Here is a 19,952-nt window from a genome sequence, read left to right as displayed (position 1 = left end):
TGTCCCCAATTGCCGCACTGCACCGTGCCGCGCCCCGGCTCCGGAACGCTGGGCCTACGGCAGCATGTCGAAGCCCTGGGCCTCGACGCTGGCGAACGCACGGGTGAAATCGGCGGCGCGCGCGTAGAACCGGGCGGCGGGATGCGCCGCGATGGTGTCGCAGAGGGTCTCGACCCACGGCTGGATATGCGTGGCGAAGAAAGTCCGCTGCGTGGCCAGGTCGGCCGGCGCCGCCCCCGCGCCGGCGATCAGGCAGCGCATGACCTCGCACAGGTAGGCGATATGGTCTTCGGTCTCCGGCATGGCCGGGTCGCGGGCCAGGCCCAGCCCGGCCAGGTCCTCGCGCAGCCGCGCCACCGGCTTTTCATTGAGGAAGCCCGCCAGGTAGTGCGAGCCGAACAGGTAGATCTCGGGCTTGCCCACCCCGCCAAAGAGGGCGTCGTACTCGGCTCGCACCGCTGCCGCGTCCAGTTCGCCCGCGCTGGCCGCCAGGGCGTTCCAGGCGGGCGCCAGCAAGCCGTCGGGCGCGGCGGGCGTGGCGCCCAATTGCGCCAGCAAGTCGGCGGACGGCGGGGCATAGAACAAGTGCGCCAGCACGCCGTACAGTTCGGCGCGCGCGGCGTCTTCGTCGAAACCTGGGGCAACTGCGGTCGGCACGGTAGCGTTCATAGGTCGGTGATGCGGACTTCGTCGGACGAGGAATAGAGGTCGATGACGCGGCAGTCACCGCACATTTTCAGGCGTTCGAGCGCCGCGCCCTGGAACATGGCGTGGCCGCCAAGGCGCTGCAGCATCGCCTGCACGCCCTTCTCGGTGCCGAACGCCTTGCCGCAGCGCACACAGTGGAAGGGCGCCGTTTCGTTCAGCACCACGGCTTCCTTGCGACGCTCGGACAGCAGCAGGCGCGGCACCAGCTGGATGGCATCTTCCGGACAGGTTTTTTCACACAAGCCGCACTGCACGCAATTCTTTTCTATGAAACGCAGTTGCGGGCGCGCGATGTTGTCTTGCAGCGCATTGGCCGGACAGGCGCTGACGCAACTCATGCACAGCGTACAGGCGGCGTTGTCGACCACCACCGCGCCGAACGGCGCCCCCGCGCCGGGCGCGCCGCTCGGCAGGGCGATGGCTTCCGGCAGCGGGCCCGGCGCATGCGCGGCCAGGTGGTCCAGCGCCAGGGCCAGCGTGGCGCGCTTCTCGGGCGCCGCTGCGAAGCGCGCCGCCTGTCCGGGCACGCCCGGCTGCCCGGCGGCCACCTGCTGGAGCTGCTCGTCCAGGGCTTCGGCCGTGGTGGCGCGCAGCAGGTGCAAGTGGCGCCCTTCGTAGCCCAGGCCGTTCAGGATGGCCCGGGCGGTTTCCATCTGGGCTTCCAGCCCGTCCAGGTATTGCGGCGCTTCTTCGTCGGTGGCCAGCACCGCGACCTGCGCGGCGCCGAACGCCAGCGCGGCCAGCCAGAGATCCAGCCCCAGGCTGGCGGTGTGCCACAGGGCCACCGGGATCACGTTGGCGGGCACGCCGTGCGCCAGCTTGAGCTGCGCGGCGCGGCCCAGCGTCTCGACCAGCCGCTCGCCGCCCTGCTGGCTGTGCAGCAGCAGCACCGCGTCGCGCCCGCCCGCCTGGGCATAGGTGGACAGCAAGGTGCGCAGCTTCAGGGCCTGGTCGGGGTTGCGCGGATAGGCGTAGCTCATCGCGCCGGTGGGGCACACGGTGGTACAGGCGCCGCAGCCGGCGCACAGGTGCGGGTCCACCACGATCTGCTGGCGCCGCCGGTCGCCGCGGATGGCCTCGGCCGAGCAGATGTCGACGCAGGCGTTGCACCCCACGGTTTCATTGCGGCTGTGGGCGCACAGCGACTGCTTGTAGTCGAAGAACTTGGGTTTCTCGAACTCGCCGACCAGTTCGCGCAGCTTGAGCAGCGTGCCCGGGTCCCGGCCGTCCCAGGTGAAATAGCCCTGCGGCGGCTGGTGGTGGCGCAGTTGCGGCGTGGCGCCCAGGTCCAGTACCAGGTCGTACTGTTCGGTGAACTGGCGAGGCGGGCGCTGGAAGTCGATGGCGCCCGCCACCGTACAGGCTGTCACGCACGCGCGGTGCGAGGCGCAGCGCGCCAGGTCGACCTGGTAGTCGAAACCGATGGCACCCTCCGGGCAGGCGGCCACGCAGGCATTGCAGCGCGTGCAGAGGTCCAGGTCGATCGGGTTGTCCTGCGACCAGGTCAGTTCGAATGCCCCCAGGCGGCCCTGCAGGCGCTCCAGCCGTCCCGCCAGCACGGGGTAGCGGCGCGCCTGCGCGCCGCCGTCGCGGCCTTCGCCCTGCACGAACAGGGTGACCTGCAGCGCGTCGTCGAGCAGGCCGGCGGCCTGCTCGGCGCGGTCCAGCGGGCCGATGATCAGCAGGCGCCCCGCGCTGCGGTAGGTCACCGTGGCGACCGGATCGGGCTCGGGCAGGTGCGCCGCGGCCAGCAGCGCCGCCAGCTTGGGCATGGCGCGCGCCGCATCGCGGCTCCAGCCGCCGGTTTCGCGGATATTGACGAAGCGCACCGGCGCCACGGCGCCTTCGGTGGCCTGCCCCAACTCGCCGAACAGGCGCTTTTCCTGGGTACAGGCGACCACCACCGGCTCGGCGCCGCGCACGGCGCGCTGGAAATCGCCCGCCTGCCCGCGGCACAACAGGGAATGCGGCGCCAGGGTTTCGCCCAGCGCGCGCCCCAGCTCATCGGGGGCCAGCGGCATGGTGCGGTTGCAGTCGCAGATCAGGGTGGTCATGGGCACTCGCGTGGGCGGGATCAGTTGCGCCGGTCCGCCGGCGCGGCGGGCGGCATGGCGGGGTCGGCGACCTCCGCGTCCGGCCCGGCCGGGCCGGGGTCGGGCAGCGGGGCGGGCCCGGAAGCGGCGTCGGGCATGGCGGCGGGATCGCTGGCGGACGGTTCGGGCGCGCCCGGCGCGGCGGCGGCGCCGGCCGGTGGCCCGGCGGCGGGCGGATCGGCCTCGTCGTCGAACAGCGCCAGCGTCCGCGCGCTGGCCAGGCGTCGCAGCAGCGGCGCCGGCAGCGGCTCGAGCTTGGAATAATCGTCTATATATGTATCCAGCCCGTCCATCACGTTGTAATGGGGGTCGGAGAACAGTTTCTTCAATGCGGCGTTCTTGACTTCGGGCGCGACGCGCCGCGCCACGAAGGGGGCGAAGTCGGACTCGGGCGTCAAGGCCCGGACGTCATCCAGGGTGGGCGGCGGCGGCTCGGCCGGCTCGGACGCCTCGCCTGCAGGGGCCGGCACGGCGGCGTCCGCCGCCTCGGGCAAGGGCTGGTCGGGCAGCTCGTCGTCGCGCACGCCTCCTTCGCGGGCCTCGGCCTTGCGGCGCGACCAGCGTTGCAGGAACCCGGCGCGCTCGTCGGCCGTCATGGCGCACCACCGCCGAACTTCTTGAGCGTGGACACCGAGGCCGGGTTGCCGAAGCGGTCCTGCAGCGACTGGAAGCTGGCCGGCCGCTTGCGCCGCTTGGGCTCGGGCACATAGTGCGCCGCGATGAAGGCATTCAGCCAATCGACCACGAACGGCGGCGCGGGCACCTGCTCGACCGTTTCCTGGGCGTCGAGCCAGCGGCCGGCGTCGTGGTAGCTGAGGGTGACGATTTCGGGGCGCGCCACCGGCTCGCCGCCGTCGTCGGGATCGTGCATGCGCCACAGCACGAACCAGCAGGGCGCCGGGGTCGTGGCGTTCAGCACGTAGCCCTCGGCGTCGTCCTTGAACAGGCGCACCACGTGGCCGGGGTGCAGCCAGCGCTCGTGCGAGTCGTCCTTGTAGAGCAGGCGCGGCTGCGCGCCGAAGGAGGGCTCGTCGACCACCACGTCGTCGAGCACCCAGCGCCATTCCTGCCAGCGGCGCATCGGCCCGGTGACGCGCTCCTTGCGCATCACCACGGCGACATCCAGGCAGGTGGGCAGGGCGTCTGTCATGGCTTCAGCGTTCGCGGCTGATGGCGATGGACGCCAGCTTGGAGGAGTAGTCCTTGCCCATGTCCGCCACCGATATGGCGACCTGGCGCGCCACGGCCTTGTACAGGCCGGCGACTTCGCCGTCCGGGTCGGCCACCACTGAAGGCTGGCCGCTGTCGGCCTGCAGGCGGATGTTGATGTCCAGCGGCAAGGCGCCCAGATAGGCCAGGTTGTAGTCAGCCGCCATTTTCCTGCCTCCGCCGGCGCCGAAGATATGTTCGGCGTGGCCGCACTGGCTGCAGACATGCACCGCCATGTTCTCGACCACGCCCAGGATCGGTACCCCGACCTTTTCGAACATTTTGACGCCCTTTCGCGCGTCCAGCAAGGCGATGTCCTGCGGGGTGGTGACGATGACGGCGCCGGTGACCGGCACTTTCTGGCTGAGCGTGAGGTGGATGTCGCCGGTGCCGGGCGGCATGTCGATCACCAGGTAGTCGAGGTCCTTCCAGTTGGTCTGGCGCAGCAGTTGCTCGAGCGCCTGCACGGCCATGGGGCCGCGCCAGATCATGGCCTCGTCGGCATCGACCAGGAAGCCGATGGACATGACCTGCACGCCGTAGTTTTCGAGCGGCTCCATGGTCTTGCCGTCCTCGCTCTGCGGGCGCGCGTCGATGCCCATCATGAGCGACTGGCTGGGGCCGTAGATGTCGGCGTCCAGCAGCCCCACGCGCGCGCCTTCGGCGGCCAGGGCCAGCGCCAGGTTGACCGCGGTGGTGCTCTTGCCCACCCCGCCCTTGCCCGAGGCGACGGCGATCACGTTCTTGACGTTGGGCAGCAGCGCGATGCCGCGCTGCACCGCGTGCGCGGCGATGGCCGTGCGCAGGTTGACCGAGACGTTGCCCACGCCGGGCACGCCGCGGGCGGCGGCGATGAGGGCGTTGCGCAGCGCCGGGACCTGGCTCTTGGCCGGGTAGCCCAGTTCGACATCGAAGGCGACGTCGGCGCCGTCGATCTGGAGGTTCTTGACCGCCTTCGGGCCCGCCAGCGGCTTGCCCGTGTTGGGGTCGATGACGGCCTGCAAGGCCTGCAATAGCGTATCGGAAGCGACCATGGGGTCTCTATATGAGAGTCGGCGAATGGAATGATGGCCGCCCGCGGCGGCCCCTTCGGACGATCTTAGCACCGCCCTTTGCGATGCCGCATGCGCCGGCGCATGCCGGCGCGGGCAGGGCGCGGGGCTGGTCTATACTGGCCGGCGTACCGCGATGCTGGAACGCGGCCTCACACTATCGAGTCTCATGATCGATACCACCGACATCACGGGCCTGATACTCGCGGGCGGGCGCGGCAGCCGCATGGGCGGCGTCGACAAGGGCCTGCAGAACTACCTGGGCATGCCGATGGCCCTGCATGCGCTGCTGCGGCTGGCCCCGCAGGTCGGCCAGGTCATGATCAACGCCAACCGCAACCTGGGCGCCTACGAAGCCATGGGCGTGCCCGTCTGGCCCGACACCCTGCCCGACTTCGCCGGCCCCCTGGCCGGCTTCGCGGCCGGGCTGGAACGCTGCGAAACCCCTTACCTGGCCACCGTCCCCTGCGACTGCCCGCGCTTTCCGGCGGACCTGGTCGAGCGCCTGGCGCAGGGGCTCGCCGAACAGGACGCCGACATCGCCATGGCGGCCACGCCGCAAGGCGGCGCGCTGCGCACCCAGCCGGTGTTCTGCCTGCTGAAGACCTCGCTGCTGGCCAGCCTGCTGGCCTTCCTGCACGGCGGGCAGCGCAAGATCGACGCCTGGACCGCCCAGCACCGCTGCGCCGAGGTCCGTTTCGACGATGCCCATGCGTTCGCCGGCGCCAATACCCTGGCCGAATTGCAACAGCTGCAGCCATGACCCGACCCCTGCCTCCCAGCCTGGCCGCCATCGCCTCGTGCATCAGCGGCTACGATCCCGACGCCCTGCCGGTGGCCCAGGCCCGCGCCTTCATCGACCAGCTCGTGCCGCGCCTGCGCGCCGTGGAAATGGTGGCGCTGCGCTCGGCGCTGGGCCGCGTGCTGGCACGCGACGTGATCTCGCACCTGAACGTGCCGGCCCACGACAACTCCGCCATGGACGGCTACGCGTTCGCCGGTCGCGACCTGGCCGCCGACGCCGATACGGTGCTGCAGGTAACCGGCAGCGGCCTGGCCGGCACGCCGTTCACCGGCCAGGCGGCCGCCGGCCAGTGCGTGCGCATCATGACCGGCGCCGTCATGCCGGCCGGGCTCGACACCGTCGTGCCCCAGGAATTCGTGCGCCAGGAAGGCGGCCGCATCGTCATCCCGGCCGGCGCGGTGCGCACCGGCGACAACCGGCGCCTGGCCGGCGAGGACCTCGCCGCCGGCGACAGCGCGCTGTCGGCCGGCCGCGTCCTGCGCCCCGCCGACATCGGCTTGCTGGCCTCGCTGGGCCAGGCCGAAGTGCCGGTGGTGCGGCGCCTGCGCGTGGCCTTCTTCTCCACCGGCAACGAACTGCGCTCCATCGGCGAACCGCTCGACGAGGGCTGCGTGTACGACAGCAACCGCTACACGCTCTACAGCATGCTGCAGCGCCTGGGGGTGGACATCCTCGACCTGGGCGTGGTGCGCGACGACCCGGCGGCCCTGGCCGAGGCCTTCGGCACGGCGGCCGCCAATGCGGACGCCGTCATCACCTCGGGCGGCGTCAGCGTCGGCGAGGCCGACCACACCAAGACCGTCATGGCGCAACTGGGCGACGTCCTGTTCTGGCGCATCGCCATGCGGCCCGGGCGGCCCATGGCCATCGGGCGCATCCGCGCCGAACACGGCGATGCCATCCTGTTCGGGCTGCCGGGCAACCCGGTGGCGGTCATGGTGACCTTCTACGCCCTGGTGCGCGACGCCCTGCTCGCCATGGCCGGCGCCGCCCCGCAGACCCTGCCGCTGCTGCGCTGCGCCGCCACGCGCGCCATCCGCAAGAAGCCCGGCCGCACCGAATACCAGCGCGCCATCGTCGCGCCGGCGCCCGACGGCGGCTGGCAGGCCACCGTCACGGGCTCGCAGGGCTCGGGCATCCTGCGCAGCATGAGCCAGGCCAACGGCCTGGTGGTGCTGCACCACGACCAGGGCGAGGTCGCGGCAGGCCAACTGGTCGACGTGCTGCCCTTCGACGGCCTGATCTGAAGCCCCCACCCACGAGCCCCGAATGACCAGAATCATAGGATTTGCCGGCTGGAGCGGCGCGGGCAAGACATCCCTGCTCGCCAAGCTGATCCCGGCCCTGAAGGCGCGCGGCTACAGCGTCTCCACCCTCAAGCATGCGCACCACGCCTTCGACATCGACACGCCGGGCAAGGATTCCCACCGGCATCGCGAAGCGGGCGCCACCGAAGTGCTGGTCGCCTCGTCCGCGCGCTGGGCCTTGATGCACGAACTGCGCGGCGCCGCCGAGCCCGAACTGGGCGAGCTGCTGGCGCGGATGAGCCCGGTGGATTTCATCCTGGTCGAAGGCTTCAAGCGCAACGCCCATATCAAGATCGAAGTCCACCGGCAGGCCAACGGCAAGCCCTGGCTGTTCCCGGACGATCCCAGCATCGGCGCCATCGCGAGCGACACCGCGCCGGCCCACGCGCCGCTGCCGCGCGTATCGCTGGACGACAGCGAGGCCGTCGCCGACCTGGTCGAAACCCTGGCCTGGCCGCTGGAACTGGCGGTGGCGCGGCTGGCGGGGCGGGCCTGAAAAAAGGCGTTGCAAAACGCTGCGCCGCGCGCAACGCGCGGTAGTAGCATCAATACATGTCAATCTGCCTAAGCCAGGCGCAAGGAGATTGCCATGTCCCTCATCGTCGCAGCCCGTTTCGACAGCTTCCCGGAAGTAGAAGGCGCCGCCGAGCGCCTGTTTGCCGAAGGGTTCCAGAAACAGGACGTCCACGTGTTCTACGTCAACAGCGCGGGAGAACATGCCAGGTACCCCTATGGAGGCGATCGCAAATCCGACCCGGATGCCGGCCCGGCCCACCTGGGCGCCCTGCTGGGCGGCGCCGGCTTCGGCCTGGTGTTCGCGGTAGCCGGCGGACTCATCGTGTGGCTGCTGGCCGAATCGGCCGTGGCCGTGCTGGCGGCCGCCGGCGTCGGCGCCTATATCGGTTCGCTGATCGGCGCCCTGTGGGTGGCCGGCCACGTGCGCAAGCGGCTCGGCGGCCAGGCCGTCGAAGAACACGCGGAAGTGCGGCCGGCCGGCTTGCTGCTGGCGCTGCATACGGACAGCCAGCACGAACGCCAGGCCTGCCGCCTGCTGCGCGCCACGCACGGCCATGATGTCGAACGCGCCGAAGGCGTGTGGCGCGACAATCGCTGGGCCGACTTCGATCCGCTCAAGCCGCCGCAGCGCGAGCCCGAGGCCGACTGAACCGCCGCCAAGGGACGCGCCGCCCGGCGGGCGCGCCCGCCCGGCGGGCGCGCCCGCGCGGCTTGCCAGATCCCGGCGGCGGCCCGCCGGGCGGATGCGCCTGCGTCGCATTCTGGCGGTAAAGTAGCGCCTGAACTGCGACAACTGCCTTCCGTAAATAACGCCCCCTTGCAAGGAAGCCCTTTGAATTTCATCTTCCGTGGCAACGAGTTGCTGGTGCACGAGGCCAGCCTGGACCTGCCGGATGCGACTGCCTGCGCGGTGCTGGGCCTGCGGCCCGACGCGCTGCAGCCGGTCTTGCTGGGCGACCCGCAATACCGCACCACCCATGTGCCGGCCTCGGCCGAAGCGCCGCCCGGCTATGCATTCCGCAAGCTGCGCGCCTTGCTGGCCGAGCTGGGCGACCGGACGGCGATGGCGGGACGCGCCTTCCAGATCGCCGAATGGGCCCGGACGCACAAATACTGCGGCGTGTGCGCCACGCCGATGCAGCCGGCGGCCCACGAATTCTGCATGCGCTGCCCGGCCTGCGGCCTGTCGTCCTATCCGCGCATTTCGCCCGCGATGATGGTGCTGGTGCGCCGGGGCGACAGCATCCTGCTGGCGCGCCACGCCACCTATGCGACGGCGCGCCACACTGCCCTGGCCGGCTTTGTCGAGCCGGGCGAGAGCATCGAGGACGCCGTGCACCGCGAGGTCTATGAGGAAGTGGGCCTGCGCGTGACCGACCTGCGTTATTTCGGCAGCCAGTCCTGGCCCTTCCCGCATTCGCTGATGATCGCCTTCACGGCCGAATACGCCGGCGGCGAGCTCCGCCTGCAGCAAGAAGAAATCGCCGAGGCGCGCTGGTTCGGCCCCGGCGACGCACTGCCCGACATCCCCATGCGCGAGTCCATCGCCGGCCGCCTGGTGCGGGCCAACCTGCCGCCCGGGTCCTCCCTGTAATCTGCCCCTTCCGCCCGGGCGCCAGGCGACCGGGCCGCGGACTCTCTATGCGATATTCGACCTTAGTGTTCATCATCGCGGCCTATGTGCTGCTGACCGGCAGCCGCCTGGCGCTGGCGGCCTGGCAGTGGCGCCGCGTCAAGAAAGCCGGCGGGCTGGCGCCCATCCTGCTGGGCGGGCTGCGCATCGACACGCACCAGATCGCCGTGCTGGCGGCCTTGCCGGCGGTGCTGTCGCCCTGGCTGGGCCACCTGCCTGCCGCCGCCGCGGCCACCGGCATCTGGCTGCAGGTCTGCTGGATCCTGCTGGGTTTCCTCGAAGTCGCCACCCCGGCCTTCATCAACGAATACGACACCCGGCCCAACCGCCTGTTCGTCGAATACCTGAAGCATCCGCGCGAGGTGTCGGGCATGCTGTGGCGCGGCTACAAGGCAGAACTGGCCGGCGCGCTGGTGGCGCTGGTCGTGCTGGCGGTCGTCGGACATGCGCTGTTCGGCGCGCCGGCCGCCGGCGCGCGCTGGGCCTGGTGGCAGATGGCCCTGGGCAGCCTGGCGATCCTGGCGGCGGTGATCCTGGCCATACGCGGCACGCTGGGACACCGGCCCATCAACCCGTCGACGGTCGCCTATTGCAACGACGGCATGCTCAACACGCTGCCGCTGAACTCGCTGTACAACGTGTTCTACGCGGTCTACAGCATGAAGCACGAGAAATCCGCCGCGGCCGTCTATGGCCGCATGCCCGAGGCGCGCATGCACGAGGTCGTGCTGTCGTGCGCGGGCCTGCCGCAGCCGCCCGCCGTCGCGTCGCACCCCAGCGTGCACAACCAGGCGCCGTCGCGCGCGCGCCAGCGCCCTGCCAAGATCGTGATCATCCTGGAAGAAAGCCTGGGCGCCCAATACAGCGCGGCGCTGGGCGGCGCCAACCTGACGCCGCGCCTGGACGCGCTGGCACGCGAGGGCTGGGCCTTCACGCGCGCCTACGCGACCGGCACGCGCTCGGTGCGCGGCCTGGAGGCAGTGACTGCCGGCTTCCTGCCGACGCCCGCCCAGGCCGTGCTGAAGCTGCCGGCGGCGCAACGCGGCTTTTTCACCCTGGCCGACGTGCTGGGCCGCCATGGCTACCACTCGCGCTTCATCTACGGCGGCGAGTCGCACTTCGACAATATGAAGGCGTTCTTCCTGGGCAATGGCTTCGACGAGATCGTCGACCGCCCGGACTTCACCGACCCCGCCTTCGTGGGCACCTGGGGCGCCTCGGACGAAGACATGTTCACCCAGCTGGACGCCCGTCTGCGCGCCGACGGCGACCGGCCGTCGTTCACGCTGGCCTTCAGCGTGTCGAACCACTCGCCCTGGGAATACCCGGCCGGGCGCATCACGGTGGACGGCAACCCCGCCACGGTGGAAAACACCGTGCGCTATGCCGACTGGGCGCTCGGCCAGTTCTTCGAGCAGGCCCGGCAGGCGCCCTACTGGGACGACACCGTGTTCCTGGTGGTGGCCGACCACGACTCGCGCGTGTTCGGCGACACGCTGGTGCCGGTGCGCCACTTCCACATTCCCGCGGTCATCCTGGGCGGCGGCATCGAGGCGCGCAGCGACGCGGGCCTGGTCAGCCAGATCGACCTGCCGCCCACCCTGCTGTCGCTGGCCGGGGTGGATTGCACGCACCCCATGATCGGGCGCGACCTGACGCGCGGCATCCCCGACCGGGCCATCATGCAGTACGAGAACAACTACGGCTATCTGAAAGGCGACGACCTGCTGGTGCTGCTGCCCGGCAAAGCGCCCGTGCAGTTCCGCTACGGCGTGCCGGAGACCTACGAGCCCGTCGCCGTCGACCCGGCGCTGGCCGAAGAAGCCCTGGCCCATGCCTTGTGGCCGAGCTGGGCGTATCGCGAGGGCCGCTACTGCGTGCCGCCGGACGGGCGCCAGGCCGCATGACCGCGCCCGGCTTCGATCGGTCGCGTGTCGCGCCATCTTCGCGGCCCGCCATGCGGCGCCGGCAGTGCATGCTGGCGGCGCTGTGCCTGTGCATCGCCGGCACGGGGGTCGCCGCCAGGCCGGCGGCCGCCGAGGACGCCGGCCTGGCGGCACTCGACGCGGCGGTGCGCGACGCGGCGCGGCAGTTCATGCGCGAGCAGGATATTCCCGGCCTGGCCGTCGGGGTGAGCATCGGCGGCCAGGCGCGGCTCTACCACTACGGCGTGGCCTCGAAGGCCACGCGCCGGCCGGTGACTGGCGACACGCTGTTCGAGATCGGCTCGATCAGCAAGACCTTCACCGCCACGCTGGCGGCCTACGCGCAGGCCGCCGGCAAGCTGTCGCTGCGCGACCCCATCGCCAGGCACCTGCCGGAACTGGCCGGCAGCCGCTTCGGCGACGTACCGTTGTTGCACCTGGCCACCCATACGGCGGGCGGCTTTCCGCTGCAAGTGCCGGATGAGGTGCGGGACACCGCCCAGCTCTATGACTACTTGCGGGCATGGCAGCCGCGCTACCCGGCCGGTTCGCACCGCACCTACGCCAATCCGAGCATCGGCATGCTGGGCGTGGCCGCGGCGCGCAGCCTGGGCCAGCCCTATCGCGCCGCGGCGGCGGGGTTGTTCGGCCAACTGGGCCTGTCCAGTACCTATATCGCCGTGCCGGCGGCAGCCATGGAACGCTATGCACAGGGATACAACCGCCAGGACGCGCCGGTGCGCCTGAACCCGGCGGTGCTGGCCGACGAAGCCTACGGCGTCAAGACCAGCGCCCGCGACCTGCTGCGCTTCGTGGAACTGAACCTGGGCGTGCGCACGGCCGGGCCGACGCTCGACCGCGCCATCGCCGCCACGCACGCCGGATACTTCCGGCACGGGCCCATGACCCAGGACCTGGTATGGGAACAATATGCGTATCCCGTCACGCTTGACGCCCTGCTGCGGGGCAACGGCCCGGACATGGTGTTCGAAGACAAGCCAGTCGTCGCGCTGGACCCGCCGCAACCGCCGCGGCAGGACGTGCTGATCAACAAGACCGGCTCGACCAACGGCTTCGGCGCCTACGCGGCGCTGGTGCCGGCGCGCCGCATCGGCATCGTGGTGCTGGCGAACAAGGGCCATCCGATCGAGGCGCGGGTGCGTTTCGCGTATCGCGTGCTGCAAGCGGCGCAACGGGCACAACCCCAGGTACTCGGCGCGCCCACTGCCGGTCAGGGCGCGCCGTAATCGCGCACCTTCGTGGGCTGAGTGCGGCGATACTCAGCGCGGGCCAGTCCGGGCATGCCGGCTGCGGTGCAGGGTCAGCTTGTCCAGTCGCTGCCAGTCCCAGGAAATGCCCAGGCCCGGTTCGGCCGAGGGAACGGCGCGCCCGTTCTCGATGCGCATGCCCTGCAGGGTGACCAGGTCGAGCTGGGGGATGTATTCCAGCCAACGGCTGTTGGGCACGGCACAGCACAGCGCCACGTGGATCTCCATCAAGAAGTGCGGGCAGACGGGCACGTTGTGGGCCTCGGCCAGGTGCGCCACCTTCAGCCATGGCGTGATGCCGCCGATGCGGCCCACGTCGACCTGCACGATCGAACACGCGCCGCATTGCAGGTAATCCTTGAACTGCGACAGGCTGTACAGCGATTCGCCCACCGCGATGGGCACGCTGGTCGACTGGCTGAGCCGGCGATGGGCATCGACATCATCGGCATGGACGGGTTCCTCGAACCAGGCGATGTCCAGCGCCTCGAAGCGGCGCACCCGGCGAATCGCCTCGTCCAGCGAGAACCCCTGATTGGCATCGGTCATGATGTCCCAGCCATCGCCCACCGCGTCGCGCACCGCTGCGATGCGCCGCACGTCTTCGGCCACGTGGGGCCGCCCCACCTTCAGCTTGGTGCCGCCAAAACCGGCCTCGCGCGCCTTGAGCGCTTCGTCCACCAGTTGCGCCTGCTCCAGGTGCAGCCAGCCGCCTTCGGTCGAATAAAGCGGAATACTGTCCTTGGCGCCGCCGGCCAGCCGGTGCAGCGGCAGCCCGGCCCGTCGTGCGCGCAGATCCCACAGCGCGGTGTCGATGGCGGCCAGCGCGATCGAGGTCAGCGCCCCTACCGTGGTGGCGTGCACGCGAAAGAACAAGTCGCGCCAGATCTGCTCGATATGATCGGCCTCGCGTCCCACCAGCAGCGGCGCCAGGTGGTCGTCGAGCAAGCGCAGCACCGACGAACCGCCCGTGCCGATGGTGTAGCTGTAGCCCACTCCGGCCACGCCATCGGCATCGGTGATGCGGACGATGGGAGTTTCCTGCCGCTCGAAGCTCTGCACGGCATCCGTGCGCACGACCTTGGGAGCCAGGTCGACCTGGAAGATCTCCACCGATTGAATGACGGACATGGGGCGCCTCCTTGTCGGCACATGATAAGGCCGCCGGCGCGCGCCGGCCATTCTGCCGCCGCGGCTCAGGCTCGCGCCGGCGCGCCGGCGTCGCCGGACAACACGGCGATCAGGCGGCGGACGAAGCGCTCGGTCGCCTCGGGCAGGGTCCGGCTGGCGGTCTGGACCTGCAGGGTGCGTTCGGCGAATGCCGGCTGCTGCAGGGGCACGGCCACCAGCGCGCCGCGCCGCAACGGCTCGGCCAGCGTGATCTCCCCGGCCAGCGTGACCGCATGGCCGGCCTCGACGATGGCCCGGATCACGGACGAAGAATTGCTCGAATAAGCCACGTCGAACGGCGGGCCGTCGCCGCCCGCGACGGAATTGTCGAACAGCAGGCGCACGGTCGTGCCCGAATCGGTCAGGGCGACGGGGTAATGGCGCAAATCATCGAGCGACACGCTGGCCCGTCCGGCCAGGTCATGATCGGGCACCATGATGACGCGCACCGGCGAGACGATCTCGTAGCGCACGTCGATGCCGCCGCCCGGCTTGAGACTGAACGCCAGGCCCACGTCGATCAAGCCGTCGCGCAGGCGCTGCGCCACCACGCCTGGCGACGCGATGTGCACCTGGAACGCCACATCGGGATGTTCGACACGATACGCACCCAGGATGCCCGGCAGCACATTGCGCGCCACGGCCTCGTTCGAGCCGATGCGTACGGTGGTCAATTCGGCCTGGCGCAGGCTGCGGATATCGCGCAGCACGTGATCGGCGTCCATGGCGACGCGCCGCACGTAGTCGGCCAGTATCTCGCCGGCGCGCGTCAACACCATGCCGTGCGGGCGCCGCTCGAACAACGCGGCGCCGCAGCCGTGCTCGAGCTTGGCGATCTGGCGGCTGACCGCCGATGGCGCCACGTGCAGCGCCGCCGCCGCATCCTTGATGCTGCCGGCACGCACGACTTCCAGGAAATGACGATGCGCCGTACTGAGCATGGCACTGGTTCCTAAAAAGGCAATTGGCCTGCTAATTATTGAACTTGATTGCCTAAACAGCAATTCCTAGAATGATCTGACCTATCCGGCGGCCGTGACGAAGGGGCCCAGATCCCGCGCCGACCCGCCACTGACTAATCAAGGGGAAAGCGCATGGCCATTCAAATTCACCAACCAGACCGGATCGTGACGCGCGCGCCTGGACGCGGCTGGTTCCTGCGCGCCGCGGCGGCGCTCGCGCTGTCGGCCGCGGCGGCCGCCGCCTGGGCCGCCGATTTTCCGCAGCGATCCATCCAGCTGATCCTGTCCTTCCCGCCCGGCGGGGCCACCGACGTGCTGGCCCGCGAACTCAGCCAGCGACTGGGCGATACCCTGGGACAATCGGTGGTGGTGCTGAACCGCCCTGGCGCCGGCGGGCTCATCGGCATGCAGGCGGCCGCGCGCTCGGCTGCCGATGGCTACACGCTGTACATCTCGTCGGTGATGTCCAATTCCATTTACGAGGCCGTCAACGGCAAGCAGCAGGTCTCGCTGGACGGCGACTTCGACGCCGTGGGCGCCATCGCCAGCGCGCCGCACATCCTGGTGACCCCGTCCAGCCTGGGCATCCGGGACTACGCCGGCCTGGTGGCCTACCTGAAGGCCGCGCCCGGCAAATACAACTATGCGTCGATGGGAGCCGGCACGCTGTCGAACCTGGAAGGCGAAATATTCAAGGAACAGGCCGGCGTGCAGGCCCTGCAGATCCCCTACAAAGGCAGCAGCCAGGCGCTGCCCGAAGTGATCGCGGGCTCTTCGGTCTTCATGTTCGACAGTGTGACCAGCTCGCTGCCCCATAAAGAAGGCGGGCGCATCAACGTGCTGGGCGTGGCCTCGGCCAAGCGGCTGCCCGTCATGCCCGAGGTGCCCACCCTCAAGGAACTGGGCGTGCAGGGCCTGGAAGCCGAGAACCTGTTCGCGCTGATGGCGCCCAAGGGCACGCCTCGCGACCGCCTGGACATCGTCGCCCGGGCGCTGGACCAGGCGCAGGGCGACGCGGGATTTCGCAAGGCCATCGAGGCGCAGGGTTTCCAGGTGAGCGAGATCTCCGGCCAGGCGCTGCCGCAATTCATCCTGGACCAGCAGGCATTCTGGCGCGACAAGGTCAAGTCGCTGGACATCCAGCTCGGCAAATAGGCGACGCCATTCCTTTTCCGGGCCGCCTGGCGGCGGCCCGCCTCTACGATCCCGTATCCATGCCCATTCCCACCGACCCCTTCTGGCAGTTGCCCTACCCGTCGCAACGCATGCCCCTGCTGGCCGACAACGTCGTCAGTACCTCGCAGCCGCTGGCCAGCGCCGCCGGCCTGCAAATGTACGCCCGCGGCGGCAACGCGATCGACGCGGCGCTGGCGACCGCGATTACGCTGGCGGTGGTCGAGCCCTGTATGAACGGCATCGGCGGCGACATGTTCGCCATCGTCTGGCATGAAGGGCAGATGCATGGCCTGAATGCCTCGGGCCGCGCACCGGCCGCCTGGGAAACCGGGAAGTTCGCCCATCTCGACAGCATGGACCCGATCGGCTGGGGCAGCGTGACGGTACCCGGCGTGGTATCGGGTTGGCGCGCCATCTGGGAAAAATTCGGCTCGCTGCCCTTCGAAGACCTGTTCGAGCCGGCCATCCGCTACGCCCGCGATGGCTACCTGGTCTCGCCCACGGTACACCGCCAGTGGCAAAAGCAAATCGCCAAGTTGAGCGGCCAGCCGGGCTTCGCCGAATCGTTCGCTCCGGGCGGCCGCGCGCCGCTGCCCGGCGAGCGCTTCCGCTGCCCTGGACAAGCGGCCACGCTGGAAAGCATCGCCCGCAGCCAAGGCGAGAGTTTTTATCGCGGCGAACTCGCCGCCGCCATCGCCGCGCACGCGCGCGGCACGGGCGGCTACATTACCGAAGCGGACCTGGCGCGTCACCAGGCCGATTGGGTGCAGCCGATCAGCATGCGCTACCGCGAGTACGAACTGTTCGAAATCGGCCCCAACGGCCAAGGCATCGGCGCCCTCATGGCCCTGGGCATGCTGCAACATTTCGACCTGTCCGGCACCGGCCGCGACACCGGGCGCACCCTGCACCTGCAGATCGAGGCCATGCGCCTGGCATTCGCCGACCTCTATGCGCACGTGGGCGATCCGGAACACATGCAGATATCCAGCGCGCACTTGCTGGACCCCGCCTACCTGGCCGAGCGCGCCAGGCTGATCGACCCGGCGCGCGCCGGCGCGCCGCGCCCCGGCAACCCGCATAGCGGCGGCACCGTCTACCTGACGGCCGCCGACCGGCGCGGCACGATGGTGTCGTTCATCCAGTCCAACTTCAAGGGCTTCGGCTCCGGCGTGGTGGTGCCCGGCACCGGCATCGCGCTGCAGAACCGCGGCTGGGGCTTCTCCACCCGCCCCGGGCATCCCAATGTAGTGGCGCCCGGCAAGCGCCCGTTCCACACCATCATTCCCGGTTTCCTGATGAAGAATGGCCAGCCCTTGATGAGCTTCGGCGTCATGGGCGGCTCCATGCAGGCCCAGGGCCATGTACAAATCGCCAGCCGGGTCGCCGACTTCGGCCAGAACCCGCAGGCGGCCAGCGATGCGCCGCGCTGGCGCGTGAAAGACGACAACCTCGGCGTGGCGGTCGAATGGAACTGCCCGCCCGAGACGGTGGAGCAACTGCGCGAGTACGGCCACCCCGTCGAGGTGGCGCCGCGCTTCGACCTGGAGTTCGGCAGCGCCCAACTGGCCATGAGGCTGGATCAAGGCGGCTATCTGGCCGCGTCGGATCACCGCAAGGACGGCTACCCCGCCGGCTATTGATTGCGGGCGGCCTCGCGCCCGCCACGCAAAAAAGCCGGCACCGCTTGCGCGATACCGGCTTCTTGCGGCGGCGTGGGAAACACCGCCAGGAATTCGACCAAATGAATGGTCGGGGCGAGAGGATTCGAACCTCCGACTCCTGCGTCCCGAACGCAGTACTCTACCAGGCTGAGCTACGCCCCGGTTTTTCAGCGGTCACGATTCACCGCGAAAGCGCAGAATTCTAACAGGGATTTCTGATAAACGGAAATGGGGAAGGCGGCCAGCGCCTGGCGGGCCGCATCGGCCTCGGCATCGGCCGCCCGGCGCGCGTGTTCGAGCGCGTCGGTGGCCTGGATGGCCTCGGCGACGGCGGCGAAGTCGGCGTCGCCTTCCTTGATGGCATTGCGGATCAGTTCGCGCTGGGCCGGGGTGCCGGTTTCCATGACGCGGATGAGCGGCAGCGTGGGCTTGCCCTCGCGCAGGTCGTCGCCGACGTTCTTGCCCAGCGCGTGGGCGTCGCCGCTGTAGTCGAGCACGTCGTCGACCAGTTGGAAGGCGGTGCCGATGTGCCGGCCGTAGGCGGCGGCGGCTTCTTCCTGCGCCGGCGTGGCGCCGGCCAGCACCGCCCCCACCTGGGCGGCGGCCTCGAACAGCTTGGCGGTCTTGTAGCGCACCACCTGCAGGTAGCGGTCTTGCGAGACGTCGGGATCGTGCACGTTGAGCAGTTGCAGCACCTCGCCCTCGGCGATCACGGTGGTGGCCTCGGACAGGATCTGCATGATGCGCATCGAACCGGCCTCGACCATCATCTCGAACGACCGGGAATACAGGTAATCGCCCACCAGCACGCTGGCGGCGTTGCCGAACATGGCGTTGGCCGTCTCGCGGCCGCGGCGCAGGTCGGATTCGTCGACCACGTCGTCGTGCAGCAGCGTGGCGGTATGGATGAATTCCACCACGGCGGCCAGCAGCCGGTGGTTCTCGCCCTGGTAGCCCAGGGCGCGCGCCATCATCAGCACCATGGCCGGCCGCATGCGCTTGCCGCCGGCGCCGATGATGTAGTCGGCGATCGTCCGGATGAGTACGACTTCCGAATCGAGGCGTCCGCGGATAACCGCGTCGACGGCCTTCATGTCATCGGCAATGGGGGCGATCAGCTCTGGGAGATTCAAAACGTATCCGGCAGATAACAGGGGAGCCGACCCTTGGCTCTTTGGTCCGCGGCACGGGCGCGCCGTGCCGGAACCGGGGTCTGCCGAATTATACGGGGTATGCGTCCCCGTCCGCGCCGCCAATCGCGCTATAACCCGCGCTGGCGCAAATGGGCGTAGAGGGCGCGCACGCCGAAGTTCCAGGGTGGAATGCCGTCGCACAAACCGACGCGGTTGACCAGCGCGCCCAGCCGCGGCGAGGCGATCCGCACCACGTCGCCCTGCCGGTGCGTGAAGCCGCTGCCTTGCCCGGCGCGGTCCTGGGTGGGCGAGAACATGGTGCCCAGGAACAGCATGAACCCGTCCGGGTACTGGTGATACTGGCAGGCCTGCCGCACCAGGTCGAGCGGGTCGCGGCTGATCTCGCGCATGTGGCTGACGCCGTCGAGCACGAAGCCGTCCTCCCCTTCTATGCGCAGGGACACATCGGCGCCGCGCACGTCGTCCAGGGTGAAATGCGGGTCGAACAGGCGCACGAACGGCCCGATGGCGCACGAGCCGTTGTTGTCCTTGGCCTTGGTCAGCAACAGGGCGCTGCGGCCCTCGATATCGCGCAGGTTGACGTCGTTGCCCAGCGTGGCGCCGACCGCCTCGCCGCGGCTGTCGACGGCCAGCACGATTTCCGGCTCCGGGTTGTTCCACTCGGACTGCGGCAGCAGGCCGATCCAGGCCCCCGAACCGACCGACGCCATGGGCGGCGCCTTGGAAAATACCTCGGCGTCGGGGCCGATGCCCACTTCCAGGTATTGCGACCACTGGCCGCGCGCCTGCAGCTCGGCCTTGAGGGCCATGGCCTGCGGCGACCCCGGGTGCAGTTGCGACAGGTCGGAACCGATCAGGCGATGGATGCGCGCGCGCACCTCCTCGGCGCGGCTGGCGTCGCCCCCGGCCTGCTCTTCGATCAGGCGCTCCAGCAGGCTGACCGCGAAGGTCACGCCGGCCGCCTTGACGGGCTGCAGGTCGCAGGGCGCCAGCGGGGTCGGCCCCTCGCCGGCGGCGCCGGCCAGGCTGCGCCGCAGCAACTCGCTGGCCGGGCCCAGCGATTCCCCTTCGCCATGGCGGGCGATGTCGAGGCGATCGGGGCGGTCCAGCAAGTCGGCCAGCGTGGGCACGATGGCCGTCAGGTCGACGACCTGGCCGTCGCGCACGGCCACCACGCTCGGGCCGTCGATGGGGGCGGGCCGCCAGACGCGGCCTACCAGCAAGGCGCGGTCGAGGTCTACGGGCAAATCATTGGACAGGGGCATGCGGGTGTCTCCGGGTCGCGGGGCGGCGGATCGCCCCGTCGTATG

At 70.0% G+C, this 19,952-nt stretch carries 18 protein-coding genes and 1 tRNA gene; 9 read left to right on the top strand and 10 right to left on the bottom strand.

The window, feature by feature from the left end; genetic code table 11:
• Positions 1–54: 54 nt before the first annotated feature.
• The 5 genes from ACKTT0_RS10595 to apbC are packed head-to-tail and all read right to left on the bottom strand — an operon-like array spanning position 55 to position 5,044.
• Positions 55–669: a TorD/DmsD family molecular chaperone gene (locus tag ACKTT0_RS10595; protein ID WP_407849870.1), complete on the bottom strand. Its 615-nt coding sequence runs from the start codon at positions 667–669 to the stop codon at positions 55–57.
• Positions 666–2,762 (bottom strand): 4Fe-4S dicluster domain-containing protein, encoded by a 2,097-nt coding sequence (locus tag ACKTT0_RS10590; protein WP_407849869.1) that lies wholly within the window; start codon positions 2,760–2,762, stop codon positions 666–668. Before ACKTT0_RS10590 ends, ACKTT0_RS10595 begins: the two co-directional genes overlap by 4 nt.
• 20 nt (positions 2,763–2,782) lie before the next feature.
• Positions 2,783–3,397 (bottom strand): DUF3306 domain-containing protein, encoded by a 615-nt coding sequence (locus ACKTT0_RS10585; protein WP_407849868.1) that lies wholly within the window; start codon positions 3,395–3,397, stop codon positions 2,783–2,785.
• Positions 3,394–3,951 carry a DUF3305 domain-containing protein gene (locus ACKTT0_RS10580; protein WP_407849867.1) on the bottom strand — a complete coding sequence of 186 codons (558 nt, stop codon included), beginning with the start codon at positions 3,949–3,951 and terminating at the stop codon, positions 3,394–3,396. Before ACKTT0_RS10580 ends, ACKTT0_RS10585 begins: the two co-directional genes overlap by 4 nt.
• Before the next feature lie 4 nt (positions 3,952–3,955).
• Complete coding sequence (apbC, locus tag ACKTT0_RS10575) at positions 3,956–5,044, bottom strand: iron-sulfur cluster carrier protein ApbC (RefSeq protein WP_407849866.1); 1,089 nt, start codon at positions 5,042–5,044, stop codon at positions 3,956–3,958.
• A 187-nt stretch (positions 5,045–5,231) separates the two neighbouring features.
• Here apbC and mobA point away from each other — a divergent pair, with 187 nt between their 5' ends.
• The 7 genes from mobA to ampC all read left to right on the top strand — a co-directional run bounded on the left by mobA (position 5,232) and on the right by ampC (position 12,495).
• Positions 5,232–5,825, top strand: coding sequence for a molybdenum cofactor guanylyltransferase MobA (gene mobA, locus ACKTT0_RS10570; RefSeq protein ID WP_407849864.1), 594 nt, complete (start codon positions 5,232–5,234; stop codon positions 5,823–5,825).
• Entirely contained in the window at positions 5,822–7,114 is a 1,293-nt protein-coding gene (gene moeA / locus ACKTT0_RS10565; protein WP_407849863.1) for a molybdopterin molybdotransferase MoeA, read from the top strand. The genes mobA and moeA overlap by 4 nt, the downstream gene beginning before the upstream one ends.
• Before the next feature lie 22 nt (positions 7,115–7,136).
• On the top strand, positions 7,137–7,670 hold the full coding sequence (gene mobB / locus ACKTT0_RS10560; protein WP_407849862.1) for a molybdopterin-guanine dinucleotide biosynthesis protein B: 534 nt from the start codon (positions 7,137–7,139) through the stop codon (positions 7,668–7,670).
• Between the two features lie 93 nt (positions 7,671–7,763).
• Positions 7,764–8,339 (top strand): hypothetical protein, encoded by a 576-nt coding sequence (locus ACKTT0_RS10555; protein ID WP_407849861.1) that lies wholly within the window; start codon positions 7,764–7,766, stop codon positions 8,337–8,339.
• 183 nt (positions 8,340–8,522) lie between these two features.
• Positions 8,523–9,284, top strand: coding sequence for an NAD(+) diphosphatase (nudC, locus tag ACKTT0_RS10550; protein ID WP_407849860.1), 762 nt, complete (start codon positions 8,523–8,525; stop codon positions 9,282–9,284).
• A gap of 47 nt (positions 9,285–9,331) precedes the next feature.
• Positions 9,332–11,230 carry an LTA synthase family protein gene (locus tag ACKTT0_RS10545; protein ID WP_407849859.1) on the top strand — a complete coding sequence of 633 codons (1,899 nt, stop codon included), beginning with the start codon at positions 9,332–9,334 and terminating at the stop codon, positions 11,228–11,230.
• Positions 11,231–11,280: 50 nt separating this feature from the next.
• The gene (gene ampC, locus ACKTT0_RS10540) at positions 11,281–12,495 is read left to right on the top strand and encodes a class C beta-lactamase (protein ID WP_407849858.1); all 1,215 of its coding nucleotides are present in this window, start codon (positions 11,281–11,283) and stop codon (positions 12,493–12,495) included.
• A gap of 33 nt (positions 12,496–12,528) precedes the next feature.
• Here the strand turns inward: ampC and ACKTT0_RS10535 are convergent, their stop codons facing one another.
• Both ACKTT0_RS10535 and ACKTT0_RS10530 read right to left on the bottom strand, forming a co-directional pair.
• Positions 12,529–13,647: a mandelate racemase/muconate lactonizing enzyme family protein gene (locus ACKTT0_RS10535; protein ID WP_407849857.1), complete on the bottom strand. Its 1,119-nt coding sequence runs from the start codon at positions 13,645–13,647 to the stop codon at positions 12,529–12,531.
• A gap of 65 nt (positions 13,648–13,712) precedes the next feature.
• Positions 13,713–14,627 carry a LysR family transcriptional regulator gene (locus tag ACKTT0_RS10530; protein WP_407849856.1) on the bottom strand — a complete coding sequence of 305 codons (915 nt, stop codon included), beginning with the start codon at positions 14,625–14,627 and terminating at the stop codon, positions 13,713–13,715.
• Positions 14,628–14,780: 153 nt separating this feature from the next.
• On the opposite strand from ACKTT0_RS10530, the gene ACKTT0_RS10525 reads away from it, so the two are divergent.
• Both ACKTT0_RS10525 and ACKTT0_RS10520 read left to right on the top strand, forming a co-directional pair.
• The gene (locus ACKTT0_RS10525; RefSeq protein WP_407849855.1) at positions 14,781–15,803 is read left to right on the top strand and encodes a Bug family tripartite tricarboxylate transporter substrate binding protein; all 1,023 of its coding nucleotides are present in this window, start codon (positions 14,781–14,783) and stop codon (positions 15,801–15,803) included.
• A 59-nt stretch (positions 15,804–15,862) separates the two neighbouring features.
• The gene (locus tag ACKTT0_RS10520; protein ID WP_407849853.1) at positions 15,863–17,467 is read left to right on the top strand and encodes a gamma-glutamyltransferase family protein; all 1,605 of its coding nucleotides are present in this window, start codon (positions 15,863–15,865) and stop codon (positions 17,465–17,467) included.
• 106 nt (positions 17,468–17,573) lie between these two features.
• On the opposite strand, the gene ACKTT0_RS10515 is transcribed toward ACKTT0_RS10520, so the two are convergent.
• The 3 genes from ACKTT0_RS10515 to ACKTT0_RS10505 form a co-directional block, all read right to left on the bottom strand.
• Positions 17,574–17,650, bottom strand: a tRNA-Pro gene (locus ACKTT0_RS10515).
• Between the two features lie 5 nt (positions 17,651–17,655).
• Positions 17,656–18,621, bottom strand: a complete 966-nt coding sequence (gene ispB / locus ACKTT0_RS10510; protein ID WP_407849852.1) for an octaprenyl diphosphate synthase — start codon at positions 18,619–18,621, stop codon at positions 17,656–17,658.
• Positions 18,622–18,749: 128 nt separating this feature from the next.
• The gene (locus ACKTT0_RS10505) at positions 18,750–19,907 is read right to left on the bottom strand and encodes a fumarylacetoacetate hydrolase family protein (protein ID WP_407849850.1); all 1,158 of its coding nucleotides are present in this window, start codon (positions 19,905–19,907) and stop codon (positions 18,750–18,752) included.
• Positions 19,908–19,952 lie beyond the last annotated feature (45 nt).

This window comes from Bordetella saccharivorans (assembly GCF_045862855.1).
Lineage (GTDB): Bacteria > Pseudomonadota > Gammaproteobacteria > Burkholderiales > Burkholderiaceae_B > Bordetella_A > Bordetella_A petrii_F.
The sequence above is the reverse complement of the archived record's forward strand: the minus strand, read 5'-3'. Positions and strand labels throughout refer to the sequence as shown.

Coding starts and splice junctions, on each gene's coding strand:
- ACKTT0_RS10585 (WP_407849868.1), bottom strand. CDS start 3,397: ATGACGGCCGACGAGCGCGCCGGGTTCCTGCAACGCTGGTCGCGCCGC.
- ACKTT0_RS10530 (WP_407849856.1), bottom strand. CDS start 14,627: ATGCTCAGTACGGCGCATCGTCATTTCCTGGAAGTCGTGCGTGCCGGC.
- ACKTT0_RS10535 (WP_407849857.1), bottom strand. CDS start 13,647: ATGTCCGTCATTCAATCGGTGGAGATCTTCCAGGTCGACCTGGCTCCC.
- ampC (WP_407849858.1), top strand. CDS start 11,281: ATGCGGCGCCGGCAGTGCATGCTGGCGGCGCTGTGCCTGTGCATCGCC.
- ACKTT0_RS10590 (WP_407849869.1), bottom strand. CDS start 2,762: ATGACCACCCTGATCTGCGACTGCAACCGCACCATGCCGCTGGCCCCC.
- ACKTT0_RS10545 (WP_407849859.1), top strand. CDS start 9,332: ATGCGATATTCGACCTTAGTGTTCATCATCGCGGCCTATGTGCTGCTG.
- ACKTT0_RS10525 (WP_407849855.1), top strand. CDS start 14,781: ATGGCCATTCAAATTCACCAACCAGACCGGATCGTGACGCGCGCGCCT.
- moeA (WP_407849863.1), top strand. CDS start 5,822: ATGACCCGACCCCTGCCTCCCAGCCTGGCCGCCATCGCCTCGTGCATC.
- ACKTT0_RS10595 (WP_407849870.1), bottom strand. CDS start 669: ATGAACGCTACCGTGCCGACCGCAGTTGCCCCAGGTTTCGACGAAGAC.
- ACKTT0_RS10555 (WP_407849861.1), top strand. CDS start 7,764: ATGTCCCTCATCGTCGCAGCCCGTTTCGACAGCTTCCCGGAAGTAGAA.
- mobB (WP_407849862.1), top strand. CDS start 7,137: ATGACCAGAATCATAGGATTTGCCGGCTGGAGCGGCGCGGGCAAGACA.
- ACKTT0_RS10505 (WP_407849850.1), bottom strand. CDS start 19,907: ATGCCCCTGTCCAATGATTTGCCCGTAGACCTCGACCGCGCCTTGCTG.
- ACKTT0_RS10580 (WP_407849867.1), bottom strand. CDS start 3,951: ATGACAGACGCCCTGCCCACCTGCCTGGATGTCGCCGTGGTGATGCGC.
- apbC (WP_407849866.1), bottom strand. CDS start 5,044: ATGGTCGCTTCCGATACGCTATTGCAGGCCTTGCAGGCCGTCATCGAC.
- mobA (WP_407849864.1), top strand. CDS start 5,232: ATGATCGATACCACCGACATCACGGGCCTGATACTCGCGGGCGGGCGC.
- ACKTT0_RS10520 (WP_407849853.1), top strand. CDS start 15,863: ATGCCCATTCCCACCGACCCCTTCTGGCAGTTGCCCTACCCGTCGCAA.